The sequence below is a fragment of the Nocardiopsis sp. LDBS0036 genome (genome assembly GCF_041228755.1).
In the GTDB taxonomy this organism is placed as follows: Bacteria; Actinomycetota; Actinomycetes; order Streptosporangiales; family Streptosporangiaceae; genus Nocardiopsis; species Nocardiopsis dassonvillei.
Map to the genome: position 1 here is coordinate 5,782,734 of NZ_CP141103.1, position 16,679 is coordinate 5,799,412.

Consider the following 16,679-nt stretch of genomic DNA (forward strand, 5'->3'; position numbering starts at 1 on the left):
TCGGGGCGGTTGTTGACGATCCCGGAGGCGGCCCGGCTGCTGGCGGTGCCGGAGTCGTGGCTGCGCGAGCGGGTCCGGCTGCGCAGGGTCCCGCACCGCAGGCTCGGCAAGCACGTGCGGTTCACCGCCCGGGACCTGGAGGAGATCGTGGAACGCGCCGCTCAACGCGAGGTGGCGCCGAGACGGTTCGGCCCCCGGTAGCCCGGAAGCCGGGGGAGGGGCGGGCCCTCGCGGACCCGCCCCTGTGGTGCGCCGACGGTTCAGGAGATCAGGCGCAGGTGCTGTTCTCCGCCCGGGTCGGTGTGCGGGTCGGTGCCCGTGGGCGGGCCGTCGATGGCCTCGATCATGGTGTCGTCGATGTCGGTGACCAGGTGTCCGTAGCGGTCCATGGTCGTGGTGATCGAGGTGTGCCCCAGGCGGCGCTGGATCTTGAAGACGTGCACGTCCTTGTCGATCAGCCACGCCACATGGGTGTGGCGTAGGTCGTGGATGCGCGGTTTCTTGCCCAGCCCTCGCCGCTGGGCCTCCTTGACGCCGGGCGCCCACCTGCGCCCGTAGAAGGAGGAGTGCCGCCACCACGACCCCTGGTCGGTGGTGAACACGAACTCCTCGGCGCCCTTGCCCTCCAGTCGGGGCCGGATGAGGTCGATGGTGCCCGGGGACAGCGGTATGCGGCGGCGGGAGCTGCGGGTCTTGGGAGATCCCAGGTGGAAGGTGTTGTCCGGGCCGCGCTTCCAGGCCCGGCGCACGTCCAGGTGGCCGCGCGCCCGCCGCTGCCCCTCGGGCCCGATCACGGGTGTGAGGGTGATGTCGCGGACCTGGAGCGCGACCAGTTCGCTGTAGCGCATCCCCGTGCGCACCAGGACCTCGACCATGTCGCGCACGTCCGGATGCATCGAGTCCCGCAGCAGGGCGAACTCCTCGCGGGTGAGGAAGCACATCTCGCGGTCGGCGGTGTCGACGCGGGGCAGGCGGGTGCGGGCGGCCGGGTTGGAGGGCCGGACGGGCGGGTCCTCGCGGACGGCGGCCTCGCAGATGGTGAACAGCAGGCCGTGGAGGTTGTGGATCGACTTCGGGGACAGGGGCCGCTGGAGCCAGCCGTCGCGGCCTGCGGACGCCGGGGCCGCGCTGGGCCGGTGGCGGGGGTCGGGGACGCCGGTGCGCAGGTGGTTGACCCAGGCCCGGACGTCCTTGGGTGTGAGCTGGGCGGTGTCGCGCAGGTCGGCGGTGCCGAAGCGGGGGATGAGGTGGCGTTCGAGGTCGCGGCGGTAGTCGGCGCGGGTGCGCTCCTCGATGCCGGTCATCGAGCCGATGAGGTCGCGGGCGAAGTCGGCGAACAGGACCGGTTCGGCCTCGGTCTCGGGTTCGGTGTCCTTCTCGGGCTTGACCCAGCCGTGTCCGGGAATCCAGCCCGGTGCCCAGCCCTGGCGGGGGATCCAGTTCTCGGGCCAGTGGTGTCCGGCGGCCTCGACGTGGAGTTTGAAGGTGTGGGCGTCGGCGCGGGTGTCGAACGGTTCGGACTGGGGTGCGCCCTTGCGGGTGCCGCCGAGCCGCCATTTCACCCAGTAGCGGGTGCGTCCGTCGGCCAGTTTCCGCTGGTTGATGGTTGCCATGGTGCAGACCATCGCTTGGGTTCGGGCCGAAGCGAAGGGAATCGGCGGAAGATCTCCGGAGATCTTCTGCGCTGTTCAGAGCGGGTGTGGTCGTGGTCGAACGCGTGGTCGGCGTGGCGCTGGGTGCACCCCCGCTTCATCGGTGAGTGACGGGATGGGTGGTGCGCACTCACCGGGCGGATCTCTTACCCCCGTGCACCCGCCGGTGCACCCCCGGACACGCGAAAGCCCCTGACCACATTGCGTTTCCGCTGGTCAGGGGCTTAAGCCTATGGGGTGAGTGACGGGACTTGAACCCGCGACTTCTTGGACCACAACCAAGTGCTCTACCGGCTGAGCTACACCCACCACGTGCGCCGGGCCTCTCGGCCCCGCGTACGTATGAAAGCTTAGCGGACTCCGGGGAGTGCTTCGATCAGTTTTCCGTCGCGTCGTTCCCGGGAGCCGCCTCGCGCGCCTCCGCGCCGGTGCCCCCGGCCACCACCTCGGCGGCGATGGCGCGGGCGGTGGCCGAGTTCGGGCCGGGCTCGGGCACGAAGGCCGCGGCGCGGTAGTAGCGCAGCTCGTGGATGCTCTCGGTGATGTCGGCGAGCGCCCGGTGCCCGCCGTTCTTCTCCGGGCTCGCGTAGTACACGCGCGGGTACCAGCGGCGCAGCAGCTCCTTGATCGAGGACACGTCGACCATCCGGTAGTGCAGGAACTCGTCGATGCGCTTCATGTCACGGGCCAGGAAGGTGCGGTCGGTGGCGATCGAGTTGCCGCACAGCGGAGCCTTGCGCGGCTCGGTCACGTACCGGCGGATGTGCTCCAGGACGAGGTCCTCGGCCTCCTGGAGGCTCACGCCCTTGTCCAGCTCCTCCAGCAGGCCGGAGGTCGTGTGCATGTCGCGGACGAAGTCCCCCATGCGGTCCAGTGCGGCCTGCGGCGGTCTGATCACGACGTCCACGCCCTCGTCGAGGATGTTGAGCTCGCCGTCGGTGATCAGGCAGGCCACCTCGATCAGCGCGTCGCGCTCGAAGTCCAGGCCCGTCATCTCGCAGTCAATCCACACCAAACTGTCATTCATACCGGTCAGCTTAGGGGTTGTGGGGAGTCGCGGGGGATGACGAAGGGGGCGGCCGGACCGTGTCCGACCGCCCCCTCGAGCCTGGGTCAGTCCCAGATCCAGGGGTCCGAGACGCCGGGCGGCTCACCGACGCCGAAGATGGCGTACATCCAGTCCCACACGCCCCAGAACTGGAGGTAGCCCAGGACCAGGAGGACGAGCAGGATGAGCAGGAAGGTGAAGCAGCCGCAGCCGCATCCCCTGCACCCTCCCCGCTTCTTCTTGGGCTTCTGCGGGCGGTGCTGCTGGTAGGGCTGTCCCGGCCCGGGGGGCTGCCCCGGACCCGGCTGGCCCCACTGCGGGCCCCCGGGGTGTCCGCCCATCGGCGGCTGTCCGCCCGGGGTGTTGGCCATGGGGCCGACGGCCGGCGGGTACCCGGGCGGCGGGCCCGACCGCTTGTTCCGCTGGCCGGGTGGCGGACCGACGGGGGGCATGCCCTGCGGCGGACGCCCCGGAGTGTTCGGGCCGCCCATGTGCTGCGGGGGCGGGTATCCGGGCGGACCGAAACCACCCTGCTGGGGCGGCGGGGGCTGGCGGTAACCGGCCTGGGGCCCCGACGGCGGGTGCTGCGGTCCCGACTGGTGCTGGGGCGAGAACATGCCCTGCTGCGGTCCGGACGGGGCCGCGGGCGGAGCGGAGTGCCCCTGCTGGGGGCCCGAGGGCGGCTGCTGCGCGGCGGGCGGGAAGCCCGGGGGCTGCTGGGCACCGGGGAACGGCTGGGCGGAGGGCTGCGGCCCCGAGGGCTGCCGGCCCGGGGCCTGCTGCTCGGAGGAGTGCTGACCGGGCTGGCCGGGCTGCTCGGGCTGACCGGTCGGGGACCACGGGGCTCCCGGCTGCGCACCGACCGCCGAACCGGCGGCGGCAGCGGCGCCCGGCCCCTGCGCGCCCGGGGGCTGCTCCTCGGCGCGGCGCCGGGCCTCCTCCTCGCGGCGCTTGGCCTCCTCCTGGAGTTCGGCCTCCCTGCGGACCCGCTCCTCCTCACGCCGCTTGGCCGCCTCCTCCTCGGAGTGGCGGCGCTGCTCCTTGCGCTCCTCGGACAGGTCGGACCAGCCCTCCTTGAGGCTGCCCAGGAACTTGTTGAACTTGCCGCCCTTCTTGTTCCCCTCGTCCGTGCCTCCCGAGAAGGCGGGGTCGCCCGGGTTGAACACGGCCGTACCGGAGGGTTCGCCACCCGAGGGGTTGAACACCGCGGTACCGGCGGTCCCGCCCCCTGCGGCCCCGCCTCCGGAGAAGGCCGGGTCGGCCGGGTCGAACACGGCCGTACCGGAGGTCCCGCCGCCCGGGAGCGCGGGGTCGTTCGGGTCGAACACGGCGGTGCGCGGCGCCTCACTCGGAGTCCCCGCCGACCCGGGGGCACCGGGGGCACCAGGAGTGCCGGAAGCACCGGGACCACCCGGGTCGAACACCGCGGTGCGCGGCGCCTCACCGCCCAGGTCGTCGTCGGTCAGGTTGGACGTGGGGATCTCGTCGTCGGTGAGGTCGGCGGTGGGCAGTTCGTCCTCGTCGCGCCGGGGAAGGTCGCCCGGGTTGACCCGCACGGTCGCCCCGTCGCCCGACCCGTACCCGCCGTCCGTCCCCGGGCCGCCGCCGCGGCCCGGGAGGTCGGCCGGGTCGACGCGCATCGTGGAGTTCGTGCCGCTCAGGTCGGCGGTGGGCTCCTCGTCATCGTCGCCGCCCCGCGCCCAGGAGGGGTTGATGCGCATGGTGCTGGGCTCGTCGTCGATGGGGGCGCCGGGGGGCGGTGAGGCGGGGGAGGGGGAAGAGGGAGAGGAGGAACCCTGTGTCCACGACGGGTTGATCCGCATCGTGCTGGGTTCGTCGTCGATCGGGGGCTGGGGGGAGGGCGGGGTGGTGTCCTGCTGGGGGGATCCCTGTGCCCAGGAGGGGTTGATGCGCATGGTGCTGGGCTCGTCGTCGATCGGTGCCGCCGACTGCGTCTGGGAGGGGCCCAGCCGCACCGTTCCGGGATCCTCCTCGTCGGAGGCGGGGGCGCCCTGTCCGGACCCGCCCTGTCCGGATCCGCCCAGGTGGGTGGTCGCGGCCTCCTCGTCTCCCGGATCACCACGGCCCTGGAGCTCGCTCAGGGAACGGGTATGCCGTGTCCACTCGCTGCCGTTCCACCATCTGAGCGTCTGCGCGTCGCCCTGCGGGTCCGCGTACCAACCCGGCTCGATAGATCCACCCATGGGCGACAGACTAAAGGGTTGCGGAACGGCGATGAACCAGTGGTGTCCGATTACCGGTGGTCAGGACACCCGGACCATTTTTCTCCTGCCGTGTTGTACTCACCTCATCGCGGAGGGTCGCGGGTCGGCGGGAGCGCGCGGACCGCTCGGCGGCGGGACGAGGCCGGTGGCCAGCAGCCGTGCGGTGTCCAGTCCTCCGGGTCCCTTGGCGCAGGAGCCGGGGACCTGGTCGTGGCCGAAGTGCCCTCCCCTGGCCCACGCGCGCGCCACCCGCGCCGCGCGCGTGGCCTCGGCGGAGTGCGGCGCCGTCGCACTGTGCGCGGCCGCGCTACCCGTCGCCGCGACGCCCGCCGCCACAGTGTCCGACACCGCGCTCCTCATGCCCGGTATCCGCGCTTCCCCGCTCCTCTTCTCCGGGCTCCCCGCGTCCACGGCCCCCGCCACCGACTCCGCGGGGTCCGCGCGCCAGACCCGCTCCACCCCCCAGGAGTCCAACCACGTCAGGATCGGGGACAGCCCGCGCATCGGGCCGTCGGTGAAGGGGATCTCCCACGAGGACACCACCGCCACCACCAGACACACCCGCCCCTCATGGCCGTGGTCGTGGTACAGCTCGTACTGGTGCGTGCCGCCCAAGGGCAGGCGTCCGCGGCAGGTCGCGGCCAGGGTCTGGACCACGTCGCCGGTCAGCGGGTTCCACACCAGGTGCGCCTCGCGCTCCTCGTTCACCAGCCGCCGCGCCTCCTCGCGCGCGGACCAGGCCCCGGGGTCGGACCCCGTCACCGTCCACACGGCGCGCGGAGCGCCGATCCCGGGGGGTGTCCGGTTGCTCGTCCCACCGCCGAACCTCTCGGCGCCGGGCATCCACGCCTCCGTCATGGCCTTCCCCCAACCGGTCGTCGTGTGCCGGGCCTCTCCGGTACCGCGGGGCACCCCCCGACTCCTCTCTGAGTACGCCAACGCAACGGAGAAGTCCAGAGCCCCTCACTCAGAGGACAGGGACTTGTCACCGCCCGTCGGCGTCCCGTGGGAAGGGGCCGTATCCGCGTGTGGGGGAGGGCGGGGGAGAGGAGGCGTCCGGGCCCGCGGCCCGGACGCCGTTTCCGGCTACTCCGTGGTCTCCTCGGAGTCCTCGGAGATGCGCAGGGAGAACGCCTGGAGGAAGATCTCGCCGATCTCGGTCGGGTCCTCGGTCATGTAGGCGGCACCGCCGGTGGCGGCGGCGATCTCCTGGAGCGGCTCCAGGTTCTGCACGTCGGGCCCGAACGCGATCGTGATGATCGGGATCGGCCGTGACGGGCTCGCCAGGGACTCGATCTGGGACATCAGCTCGTCCAGCCCCAGGCCGCCGGGGTTGTCGTTGTCGCCGTCGGTCAGCATGAGGATGACGTTGGTCCGGTCGGGCTGGTAGGTGCGCGACATCTCCTGGTAGGCCGCCAGGTAGGTCTCGTACAGCGCCGTGTCCCCCTGCGGCAGGGGCTGGAGCGAGGCCAGCGCGCCCGCCAGGACGTCCCGGTGCGCGGTGCCGTCGTCGGCGGCCGCCTGGAGTTCGCGGATCGGCGCGATCTCCTGGTAGTGCAGTTCGTTGTTGACGTTGGTGGAGAACTCCCACAGGCCCAGCTCGGAACTGGGCGTGAACATCTCCAGGCCCTGCGTGGCGGCGGCGCTGGTCACCTGCATGCGGGTCATCCCGGTCCCGGGCACCTCGGCCAGCATCGAGCCGGAGATGTCCACGATCGCGAGCACCCGGGAGTCCATCTTGAGCTGGTTCCAGGTGCGGATCAACCCGGTGATCGAGTCCGCGGCGGGCGTGGGCAGTTCGGTGGGCGGCTCGGCGGCGAAGCCGACCTCCTCGGTGAGCACGGAGGCGTCGATCTGCCCCTCTGGGCCGCGGAACCCCTCCGCGAGCAGCCGGGTCCGCGCCTCCTCCCCGCGCACCGCCTCGCGGAACTCCTCGGCGGCGCGGGTGACGGCGCTCTCCTCGCTGCGCACGACGTAGGGGTAGTCGAGGTAGTAGGTGCCGCCCTCCATGTAGCCGACCTGGGCGGGGGCGTCCCCGTGCGCGGCGTTGTAGCGCCACACGGCCTGCTCCGACATCACCATCACGGGCGGGGCCTCGGCGCCGCCGCCGCTGAGGGCGAGGAAGGCGGCCTCCTCGTCCGAGGACGCGCCCCGGTGCAGGCCCTGCAGGACCGCGGTCATCCGCGCGTTGAACGTGGCGGTGTCCGGGCTGGCCTCCTCCAGCGCTCCGTGCAGGAGGTAGAGGGTGCCCAGCCCCGTGGCGTTGCGGGCGGGGTCGACCACGCGGACGGTGCGCTCCGCCTCCTGGCCCGGGGCGGTGGTGGGCACGACCTCCGCCCAACTGCTCGGGGAGTTCCCGTCGGCGAACTCGGTGAGTTCGGCGAGGACCAGAGGCGAACGGGCCACGGAGGTGCCGGTCTCGGTGATGACGGCGTCGCCCGCCTGGCTCTGGACCAGGCGCGGCCACAGGGAGGAGTCCGGGATCCACACGTCGGAGTCGGTGTCGCCCATGGTGGCTCCCGCGCCGGTGATGCCGAAGGCGACGTTGGCGGAGTCGACCTGGCGCACCTGCACCTGTACGCAGCTCCCGTCCACCTGGTGCTCCTCCGCGTTGAAGTCGGAGGCGACGTCGGTCAGGGCCGGGGCGAGTTCGGGGCTGACCGCGACGTCCAGCGCGATGTCGGAACCGCCGCAGCCGTCGGACCGGCCGAACACGTAGACGCCCACCGCGGCGAGGCCGACCACGATCACCAGCGCGGCGGCCAGGGCGGCGAAGGCGCCGCCGCGGCCGCGACGGCGCCTGGACCGGCCGGAGGTCTCTTCTGCGTATCTTCCGCGGTGACGTCCCACAGCTTTCCTCACGGGTGGTGTACGGACGGGGGTGCAGGGGGAGTGTTACTGGTGGGAAACGGTACTCAACAGTCCAGACCGGGTGAATGCCGACCGTGCCGCTCTCACGTCGGCGCTGTCGGGAGCCCGCCGGTGTGAACCCGGGCACAGTGCCGGTCATCTCAGGGATTCCGTCCGTTCCCCTCGTGTTCTCCTCTCCGTGCGAGACGGAACGAAATTCGATTCCGATACCCAATCGAGACCGCGTCGGCCGGAAAAGCGGCTCCGGTCGTCAGCTGTCGCAGTCGGGCACGCAAAGACGCCGTGAGATGGAGCTGAGGAAGATGTCGCCGATCTCGTCGGGGTCGTCGGTGACGGACAGCGAACCGCTGGTGGCGGCCGCGATCCGCCGCAGCTCCTCCTCCGCGACCTGCTGCTCACGCGACCCGAAGGCGATGATGAACATGCTGACCGGCCGCTCGGGGTCGAAGCGGTCCTGGAGCGCCGCCACCAGGTCCGCGTGCGCGATGTCGCTGGACCCCTCGTCCTGGCCGGCGGTGAGCAGGATGACGCTGTTGATCTTGTCCTCGTCGTAGTCGTCCTGCACCCGGTCGTAGGCGGCCAGGATGTTGTCGTACAGGCGCGAACCGCCGCCGCGGACCGCGATCTCCTCGGCCACCCCGATGAGTTCCCGGCGACGGGTGGCGGTGTCGCCCTGCTCCGCCCCGCCCAGGGGGTGCATGTCCGCGGCCTCGACGCGGCCGCTCGCGTTCTCGTCCGACATCAGCCACAGACCCATGTCGGTCTCGTCGGGGAACAGCGACAGGCCCATGAGCGCCGCCTGCTGGGCGACCTCCATCCGGGACGGGCCCCCGTCGAGGTCCTCCGCCATGTTCGCGGAGGTGTCGGCGAGCACCAGGGTGCGGCTGGGCATCGACAGCCGGTTCCAGTCGGTGACCGAGGCCAGCAGGGCGTCCCCGGTCAGGTCGTCGTGGGTGGGCGGCTCATCCGCGGTCACACCGAACCCGTCGGGGTCCGCACCGGCCGTACCGGACAGGGTGCCGTCGGGGTCGCGGAAGCCGAGCTCCCGGAGCCGGGCGCGGTAGGAGTCCCGGCGCAGCACCTCGTGCAGGTCGGCGGCCGCGGACCGCAGCGAGGCCGTGTCGGTGGTGGTGACGTAGGGGTAGTCGAGGCTGACGGTGCCCTCGGTGGGGTAGTGGGCCTCCAGCGGCGGCGCGGACTCGGCGCGGTCGGCGTTGTAGGACACCACGGCCTGTTCGGGGACGGCGATCAGCGGGTCGACGCGCCCTCCGCCGCCTTCGCCGCCGGTACGGCCGGAGCTGTAGAAGGTGGCGAGGTCGATCTCGCCGAACGCGCTGTCGAGCTGCACGTCGCGCACGAAGTCGGTCATGGCGGTGTCGGCTCCGTCACCGGTGCCCAGGTGTCGGCGGACCGCGTGCATGACGGCCATACCGTCCGCGCCCCGGTTGGGGTCCACCATCACCAGGGGGCGTTCGCGTTCGTCGGGCAGGACCAGGGGCCACCCGGCCTCGTCGGGCTCGGGCAGGCCCCCGCCGCCCCGCGGCGCGGCCAGGACGACCGGTGAGCTGGCCAGCGAGGGCGGTTCGGTGTCGATGCGGTGCGTGCCGCTCCCGGATACGCGGGTCAGTTCGACCCAGGCCGAGGACTCGGGCACCCACACGTGCGGGGCGATGGTGGAGTCGCCCGCCTGGCCGCCGGACAGGGCGGTCATGATGCGGTGCGGCGCGATCTCGTCCACCTGCGCGTACACGCACTCCCCGTCGTAGCTGGGGCGCTCGTCGTTGAACTCGCCCGCGGCCTCGCGGAGCACGGGCGCGATGCTCTGGGTCGCCGACACGCGCAGGTAGCGGGTGTCGCCGCAGCCGAGCATGTCGAGTCCGACCGGGACCGCGACCGCGGCCACCGCGATCAGGGCGACGGCGATCGCGGTGATCCCCAACGGCGACGCGACCACCCTGCGGGTGTTCGCGGCGGTCGGTGAGGCCTGTCGGTGACGTCCACTGGGCACGGGCACTCCGGGGGGTCAATGCGGGGTCAACGCGGGCACGCGGGGGCAGGGGTGGAGCGGGGCCCCGCGGTGCCACGGCGACGGCCCCGCGGAAGAGAGGTGCGAACCCCCGCGCACCCGACGGCGTCACACGGTAGGGAGGACGAACAACCACACCATGAGGCGCGAACGACACTTTTCCAGGACCTTACTCGTTGGTAACGCACGAGAGGAAGCCCCTACCGACCCGACCAGGGTGATCGCTTTGTTACCGTGCCCGTCAAGGGCCACTCGGCGCTCCCCGCTAGGCTTAGGCCCCGCGTCCACACCCAGCCCACACTCCCCAGTGGACGTCCCGTGACACCGACCCCCGAGGGTTTTTGGCATGTCCCCATCGCATCGTGAACACCGGAGCCGAGGCACTCTCGGCACCGCCATGCTCGCCGGAGCGTGCTGCCTCGGCGCGGTCGCCTACGGGGCGATCGTCGGTCCGTCGATGCTGCCGCCGGACCAGCGGGACGTGCAGGCCACCACCGCGATGACCCCGGACCTGGCCCCCGACGCGGACGAGCCCGAGGAGGTCGTGGCGGAGGGGCCGAGCGGCCGGCTCCAGGTCCAGGTGAGCGACCGCGGACGCGCCTGGGTGCAGACGCTGATGTGCACCGGGAACCTGGAGGAGGACCCCGCCGCCTGCGCCGAACTGGCCCGGGTCGCGGAGGAGTTCCACGCCGACACCGGCGAGCCGGCCACCGTCCAGGAGGAGTCGGTCGACGCCGAGGGCGGCGGTGAGGACGGGGTTGGGGCCGCGGAAGACGCCGAGGGCGCGGAGGACGGGGCCCAGCCGTCGGAGGCCGTCAACACGGGCGGCGCGCTGCTGTTCACCGAGGTCCGCGAGGGAACCGTGTGCACCGACAAGGTGTACGGACCCCAGGAGGCCACCATCGTGGGCGTCTGGGAGGGCCACGAGGTCGAGACCACGCTCACCCGCAAGGGCTCCTGCGAGGAGGCGCGCTGGCAGCGCCTGCGCGCCCTCACCGAACAGATCAGCTGACGGACGCGCGGCCGGGCCTCGGGTGCGGTGAGACCCGCCGCGTGGTCGGACCCGCGATGTGGCCCGATACGTGGCATGCCGGGGCCCGCGGCGCGGCTGGATCCGTGTCCACGGTCGGACCCGCGGCGCGGCCGGGCCCGTGTCGCGGGGCGCTTGTCCACAGGCCGCGATCGGGGCTTTCGGGCGCGTTGGCGCGAACGTAGGCTCGATGACGGGGGCGCCACGCGCAGCCGACAGCAGGGGGTGGTCCCCCCGTTCTCCAGTGTCCCGTGCCGCCGACCGCGCTACCAGGCCTCCGCGGCCCCTGTGGACGGCCTCGGATCGGATCTCCCGTCAACCGTGAGGACGGCCTCGGGCCGGGACCCCGGCGGACCCTGCGGACAGCCTTGGACCGCAACCCTCGCGGACCGGCGATAATCGACCCCCATGGACGTCATCAAGGTCAGTGACCCCGCGGACCCGCGCCTGGCCGACTACACCCGCCTGCGCGACGTGAACCTGCGCCGCCACCTGGAGGCCGAGCACGGGCTGTTCATGGCCGAGGGCGACAAGGTCATCCGCCGGGCCGCCGCGGCCGGTTTCGAACCCCGCAGCTTCCTGCTCACCGAACGCCGGGCCGAGGCGCTCGACGACGTGGTCGCCGCCTCCTCCGCGCCGCTGTACGTGGTCGGGGAGGACACCGCCGAGAAGCTCGTCGGCTTCGACCTGCACCGCGGCGCGCTGGCCGCCTTCCACCGCCGCGCCCTGCCCCCACTCGACGACGTCCTGTCCGGGGCGCGCACCATCGTGGTCCTGGAGGACCTGGTGGACCACACCAACGTGGGCGCCATCTTCCGCAGCGCCGCCGGTCTGGGCGTGGACGCGATCGTGCTCGCGCCCCGCTGCGCCGACCCCCTGTACCGGCGCGCGGTCAAGGTGTCCATGGGCGCGGTCTTCACCCTGCCCCACACCCGCCTGGACGACTGGTACGGCGGTCTGGACACCCTGCGCGCGGCCGGGTTCCACCTCATGGCGCTCACACCGGGGGAGGGCTCCCTGCCCCTGCGCGACGCCATGGCCGCCCTCGCGCCGGGCGACCGGGTCGGACTCCTGCTCGGCACCGAGGGAGACGGGCTCTCCTCCCGCTGGCTGGAGCGGGCCACCGCCCGGGTGCACATCCCCATGGCCGACCGCGACGTCGACTCCCTCAACGTCACCGCCGCGGCCGCCATCGCCTGCTACGAGCTCACCCGCGCCACCGGCTGAGCCGGTCGTGCCCCCGGGCGGACCGACCCGTTCCCGGGCCGACCCGTCTTCCGTTCGCCGCAGGTCAGGACCCGCACCGGCGGCCTCCGCGGCCGTCCCGCTAGGGTGGCGCCTGAGACGGACCGAGGGGAAGGGCGGCGCGACATGGGCGGCCGAACGCTGGTGCAGTGGGAGCAGAACAGGGACAACGCCCCGGACTCCCTGACCGTGGACCTCTACGCGGGAGGAGCGGCGCCCGACAGCGGACTGGACGAGGTCACCTTCTACCAGGTGCCCTACACCCCCTCCACCCAGGGCGTCGACGCGCGGCTCGACATGATCGCGCGGATGCCGTCGCTGGAGGTCGTCCAGCTCCTGTCCGCCGGGTACGAGCAGGTGCTCCCGCTGCTGCCGGACCACGTGACCCTGTGCAACGGGCGCGGCCTCCACGACGCCAGCACCGCCGAGCACGCCCTCGCGCTCATCCTGGCCGCCCAGCGTGACCTGCCCCGGTGGGCGCTCGCGCAGAGGGAGCACCACTGGGGCTCCGCCCAGCTGCGCTCCCTGGCCGACTCGCGCGTGGTGATCGTCGGCTACGGCAGCATCGGCCAGGCCGTCGAGAGCCGCCTGCTGCCCTTCGAGGCCGAGGTCGTGCGCGTGGCCAGCCGCGCCCGTCCCGACGAGGGCGTGCACGGCGTGGACGAACTGCACGCCCTGCTGCCCGGGGCCGACATCGTCGTCCTGGTCACCCCGCTCACCGAGGCCACCCGCGGCCTGTTCGGCGCCCGCGAGTTCGCCCTGCTGCGCGACGACGCCCTCGTGGTCAACGTGGGCCGCGGCCCCGTCCTGGACACCGGCGCCCTGCTGGAGCAGGAGGGCCGGGTACGGGCCGCACTCGACGTCACCGACCCCGAGCCCCCGCCCGCGGATCACCCGCTGTGGAGCGCGCCCGGCGTGTTCCTCACCCCGCACGTCGCGGGGGGTTCGGCCGCGTTCTACCCGCGTGCCCGCGCCTTCGTGGACGCCCAGCTCGCCCGCTGGGCCGCCGGTGAGCCGCTGGCCAACGTGGTCCGCACCGGATCCGCCCGCGACCGCTGACACCGCGTCGGCGCCCCCGGCCCGGGGGCGCCACCCGCCCGGGCCCGCACCGCGAGTCCCGGAGAGCAGGACCCGGGCGCCCGCCCCCGCCCTGACGGAACCGGACGGGGTCTCCCGCGCGGCGCGTCCGCGAAACTGTCGCGGGCAGGCGGCACACTGGGGAGGATGCGGATCGCGGTGGTCGCCGACGGCGAGGGCGGCGGCTGGCTCCAGGAACTGGACGAGGCCCCCGGCCCGATCCGCCGCGTCGGCGACCTCGCCGCCGCCGTGCGCGAGGCCGAGCACGCCCGCCCCCAGCCGCCCCGCTGGGTGTGGTCGGCCGGTGAGGACGTCTACCCCGACCTGGTCCGCGCCGGGGTACGGGTCTCGCGCTGCCACGACGCCGCGCTCACCGAGGCCCTGCTCCTGGGTTATCACGCCCGCCACGGCGAGGCCTCCTCGTTGGGCGCCGCCTGGGCCCGTCTGCACCGGCTGCCCGTCCCCGACGACCCCGTGCGCCCCCTCGGAGAGGGCGGCACCGCCCACGCCCAGCCCGCGCTCTTCGAAGCCGACCGCTCCACCCTGCCCCCGGGCACCGACCGCCTCGCCGCCCTGGTCGAGGTGCACGCCGACCAGCTGCGGCGCCTCGCACAGCTCCCCGACCCCGCGCCCGGCCGCATGCGCCTGCTCGCCGCCGTGGAGTCGGCCGGGGGGCTGGCCGCCGCGGAGATGAGCCACGACGGCCTGCCCTGGCGGCCCGACGTCCACGACGAGATCCTCACCGGCCTCCTCGGACAGCGGCCCCCCTCCGGGCAGCGCCCGCCCGTCCTCGCCGACCTCGCCGCCCGCATCGGCGAGGCCGTGGGCCGCGAGGTCAACCCCGACTCCCCGGCGCAGGTCCTGCGGGCCATGGCGTGGATCGGCCATCCCGTCGACTCCACCCGCTCCTGGGTCCTGGAGAGGATCGACCACCCCGTCGTCCCGCTCCTGCTGCGCTACAAGGAGCTCTCCCGCCTGCACTCCGCCAACGGCTGGGCGTGGCTGGACGCCTGGGTGCGCAGGCGCCCCGGCCCGGACGGAACCACACTCGGACGCTTCCACCCCGACTACGTGGTCGGCGGCGTGGTGTCGGGCCGATGGGCCACCCGGGGCGGCGGCGCACTCCAGATCCCCCGGTCGCTGCGCGGGGCGGTCCGCGCCGACCCCGGCTGGGTCCTCGTCCGCGCCGACGCCGGACAACTCGAACCCCGCGTGCTCGCCGCCGTCTCCGGCGACGACGCCCTGGCCGCCGCGGCCGCGGAGGAGGACCTGTACGCGCGCCTGGCCGTGCACGTGGGCGGAGACCGCGACCGCGCCAAGATCGGCATGCTCTCGGCCATGTACGGCCAGACCTCCGGCGACGCCGCGCCCCTGCTGGCCACCATGCGCCGCCTCTACCCGCGGGCCCTGGAGTACGTGGACTCCGCCGCGCGCACCGGAGAGGGCGGCGGCATCGTCCGCTCCTGGCTGGGGCGCACCTCGCCCGTCCCCGAAGGGTGGGACGCCGCCGTCTCCGGGCCCGGCGGGGAGCGCCGCCGCCGGGCCCAGGGCCGGTTCACCCGCAACTTCGTCGTCCAGGCCACCGCCGCCGAGTGGGCCCTGGTCCTGCTCGCCTCGCTGCGCCAGCGCCTGCCGGACATGCCCGAGGGGGCGGGGATCGTCTTCTTCGTCCACGACGAGGTCGTGCTGCACGTGCCCGCCGACCTGGCCGGGGAGGCGGTGCGCGCGGTGGCCGAGGCCGAGGCCACGACCCGCGCCACCCTCTTCGGGGACACCCCGGTGCGCTTCCCGCTGACCCCCGTGGTGACGAGGAACATCGGGTGAGCACCGGGTGGCGGTCCGGTATCGGACGGCGTGGGCTTCTTGAAAACTCGTCCCGGTACGCCCATTCTTGGATCCGGAAAGTGCAAAACCGGCAACAGGCCGTACGCCGCAGGGGTCCCCCACCCCCGGTCGGCTCACTCGCAGAAAGGTGAGATCCCCCCGTGCGGAGCCGCTTGAGAACGTGTGCGGGAACCACGGCCGCCTTCGCCGTCGCCTTCACCGCCTTCGGGACCACCCCGGCCTGGGCGGAGCCGGTGGTCGAGGACCGTCCCCCCATCAGCGAACAGCTCTCCTCCGAGGCCTCCGGCGCCACCGGCCCCCGGCAGGAGACGTCCGAGCAGTCCCCCGAGGTCTCCGACTCCCAGCTGCGGCGCGACGCCTACGTCGCCCCCTTCCGCGAGGCCCGCAGCACCGAGTACTTCGCGGTCGCCCCCCGCGCCCTGCCGCGCGAGGCCGTCGAGGCGGTCCGCGGGATCGAGGGCGTCGAGAGCGTCCTGGCCGTGGACGCCGCCCGTGTCGAGATCGATGGCGAACCCACCTCGGTGCTCGGCGTCAACCCCTCCAGCTTCCGCAACCACGCCCCCGAGCCCTCGGCCGGGTCCGACGAGATCTGGCAGGGCGTCGCCGAGGGCCACGTCGCCCTGTCCAAGGACGTCGGCACCGAGCGCGGACTGGAGGTCGGCCGCGAGGTCACCGTCGCGGGCGGGCGCGGAGAGGTCCCCCTGGAGGTGTGGACGCACGCCACCTCCGGCATCGCCGGGATCGACGCGCTGGTCTCCCGCGAGCGCGCCGCCGAGCTGGGCATGCCCAGGGGCAACGCCCTGGTGGTCTCGGCGCCCGAGGCCGACCTGGCCGAGCTGCACGAGGCCCTGGCCGAGGCCCTCGGCGAGGACGTCTCCCTCCAGCTCGTCGCCGACTCGCCCGAACCGCTCGTCGAGGGCGAGGCCGTGGCCCCCTCGGTCATCGAGCAGGTCATCGACCACGCCGAGAGCCAGCTGGGCGTCCCCTACGTCTGGGGCGGCGAGACCCCGGAGGGCGGTTTCGACTGCTCGGGCCTGCTCCAGTGGGCCTTCGCCCAGGCGGGCGTGTCCATCCCGCGGGTCACCCACGACCAGTGGAACGCCGGACAGCGCGTGGAGTTCGACGACCTCCAGCGCGGCGACCTGCTGTTCTGGCGCACGGACCCCACCGCGCCCGACTACATCTCGCACGTGGCCATCTACCTGGGCGAGGGCATGATGCTGGAGGCGCCGCGCACCGGACTGGACGTGCGCGTCACCCCGGTACGCACCGCCAACTACGCCGGAGCCGTGCGCGTCAACACCTGACGCCGCGCGGCCCGAGCGCACACACGGAGCGGGCCTTGGCACCACCGCGCCGGTGGTGCCAAGGCCCGCTCGTTCTCCTTGTCCGAAAAACCCAGCCGGGAGGGGAGGGCAGGCCTCGGTCAGGAGGGGGAACAGGGCCGTCACTGAGGGAGGGGGAGACAGCGCACGAACCCTGATGCGGTGGTATTGAGTTCTGACGGAACGCGGTCGGGAGCTTTCCCGGAGTGCCGTCGCACAAGGTCTACATAAGCAGTGACCGGGCGATTTGGCAAGAGCCCAGATCAATGCAGGTAAGCGCTGTCAACCCCCCTGCGTCGGGCATCCCGGGCAACGCCGCACCGCGTTGCGTGCCG

The 16,679-nt window shown here is 73.2% G+C and carries 12 protein-coding genes and 1 tRNA gene; 6 read left to right on the forward strand and 7 right to left on the reverse strand.

Annotated elements, in window-relative coordinates:
- The first annotated feature begins 9 nt into the window (after positions 1 to 9).
- Complete coding sequence (locus UIS43_RS24650) at positions 10 to 201, forward strand: helix-turn-helix domain-containing protein (protein ID WP_370011889.1); 192 nt, start codon at positions 10 to 12, stop codon at positions 199 to 201.
- A gap of 59 nt (positions 202 to 260) precedes the next feature.
- Here the strand turns inward: UIS43_RS24650 and UIS43_RS24655 are convergent, their stop codons facing one another.
- From UIS43_RS24655 to UIS43_RS24685, 7 genes are all read right to left on the reverse strand, one after another.
- On the reverse strand, positions 261 to 1,613 hold the full coding sequence (locus tag UIS43_RS24655; RefSeq protein ID WP_370011890.1) for a tyrosine-type recombinase/integrase: 1,353 nt from the start codon (positions 1,611 to 1,613) through the stop codon (positions 261 to 263).
- A 272-nt stretch (positions 1,614 to 1,885) separates the two neighbouring features.
- A tRNA-His gene (locus UIS43_RS24660) sits at positions 1,886 to 1,961 on the reverse strand.
- Positions 1,962 to 2,028: 67 nt separating this feature from the next.
- Complete coding sequence (orn, locus tag UIS43_RS24665; protein ID WP_071621509.1) at positions 2,029 to 2,679, reverse strand: oligoribonuclease; 651 nt, start codon at positions 2,677 to 2,679, stop codon at positions 2,029 to 2,031.
- Positions 2,680 to 2,765: 86 nt separating this feature from the next.
- Positions 2,766 to 4,904 (reverse strand): DUF2510 domain-containing protein, encoded by a 2,139-nt coding sequence (locus UIS43_RS24670; protein ID WP_370011891.1) that lies wholly within the window; start codon positions 4,902 to 4,904, stop codon positions 2,766 to 2,768.
- Positions 4,905 to 5,003: 99 nt separating this feature from the next.
- Positions 5,004 to 5,783 (reverse strand): hypothetical protein, encoded by a 780-nt coding sequence (locus UIS43_RS24675; RefSeq protein WP_041552276.1) that lies wholly within the window; start codon positions 5,781 to 5,783, stop codon positions 5,004 to 5,006.
- A 228-nt stretch (positions 5,784 to 6,011) separates the two neighbouring features.
- Complete coding sequence (locus tag UIS43_RS24680) at positions 6,012 to 7,775, reverse strand: substrate-binding and VWA domain-containing protein (RefSeq protein ID WP_358455323.1); 1,764 nt, start codon at positions 7,773 to 7,775, stop codon at positions 6,012 to 6,014.
- 271 nt (positions 7,776 to 8,046) lie between these two features.
- Positions 8,047 to 9,804, reverse strand: a complete 1,758-nt coding sequence (locus UIS43_RS24685) for a substrate-binding domain-containing protein (RefSeq protein WP_370011892.1) — start codon at positions 9,802 to 9,804, stop codon at positions 8,047 to 8,049.
- Positions 9,805 to 10,219: 415 nt separating this feature from the next.
- Between UIS43_RS24685 and UIS43_RS24690 the strand changes: the two genes are divergently transcribed.
- The 5 genes from UIS43_RS24690 to UIS43_RS24710 all read left to right on the forward strand — a co-directional run bounded on the left by UIS43_RS24690 (position 10,220) and on the right by UIS43_RS24710 (position 16,326).
- Positions 10,220 to 10,834 (forward strand): hypothetical protein, encoded by a 615-nt coding sequence (locus UIS43_RS24690; RefSeq protein ID WP_197724867.1) that lies wholly within the window; start codon positions 10,220 to 10,222, stop codon positions 10,832 to 10,834.
- Between the two features lie 426 nt (positions 10,835 to 11,260).
- Positions 11,261 to 12,079, forward strand: coding sequence for an RNA methyltransferase (locus UIS43_RS24695; protein ID WP_117197987.1), 819 nt, complete (start codon positions 11,261 to 11,263; stop codon positions 12,077 to 12,079).
- A 144-nt stretch (positions 12,080 to 12,223) separates the two neighbouring features.
- Positions 12,224 to 13,156, forward strand: coding sequence for a 2-hydroxyacid dehydrogenase (locus UIS43_RS24700; RefSeq protein WP_071621515.1), 933 nt, complete (start codon positions 12,224 to 12,226; stop codon positions 13,154 to 13,156).
- Positions 13,157 to 13,321: 165 nt separating this feature from the next.
- The gene (locus tag UIS43_RS24705; RefSeq protein WP_041552279.1) at positions 13,322 to 14,998 is read left to right on the forward strand and encodes a bifunctional 3'-5' exonuclease/DNA polymerase; all 1,677 of its coding nucleotides are present in this window, start codon (positions 13,322 to 13,324) and stop codon (positions 14,996 to 14,998) included.
- Positions 14,999 to 15,159: 161 nt separating this feature from the next.
- Entirely contained in the window at positions 15,160 to 16,326 is a 1,167-nt protein-coding gene (locus UIS43_RS24710) for a C40 family peptidase (protein WP_198048833.1), read from the forward strand.
- Positions 16,327 to 16,679 lie beyond the last annotated feature (353 nt).

What these genes read in the sequence shown, in the direction of transcription:
- UIS43_RS24655 (WP_370011890.1), bottom strand. Translation starts at nt 1,613, where the DNA reads ATGGCAACCATCAACCAGCGGAAACTGGCCGACGGACGCACCCGCTAC.
- orn (WP_071621509.1), bottom strand. Translation starts at nt 2,679, where the DNA reads ATGAATGACAGTTTGGTGTGGATTGACTGCGAGATGACGGGCCTGGAC.
- UIS43_RS24670 (WP_370011891.1), bottom strand. Translation starts at nt 4,904, where the DNA reads ATGGGTGGATCTATCGAGCCGGGTTGGTACGCGGACCCGCAGGGCGAC.
- UIS43_RS24675 (WP_041552276.1), bottom strand. Translation starts at nt 5,783, where the DNA reads ATGACGGAGGCGTGGATGCCCGGCGCCGAGAGGTTCGGCGGTGGGACG.
- UIS43_RS24690 (WP_197724867.1), top strand. Translation starts at nt 10,220, where the DNA reads ATGCTCGCCGGAGCGTGCTGCCTCGGCGCGGTCGCCTACGGGGCGATC.
- UIS43_RS24695 (WP_117197987.1), top strand. Translation starts at nt 11,261, where the DNA reads ATGGACGTCATCAAGGTCAGTGACCCCGCGGACCCGCGCCTGGCCGAC.
- UIS43_RS24700 (WP_071621515.1), top strand. Translation starts at nt 12,224, where the DNA reads ATGGGCGGCCGAACGCTGGTGCAGTGGGAGCAGAACAGGGACAACGCC.
- UIS43_RS24705 (WP_041552279.1), top strand. Translation starts at nt 13,322, where the DNA reads ATGCGGATCGCGGTGGTCGCCGACGGCGAGGGCGGCGGCTGGCTCCAG.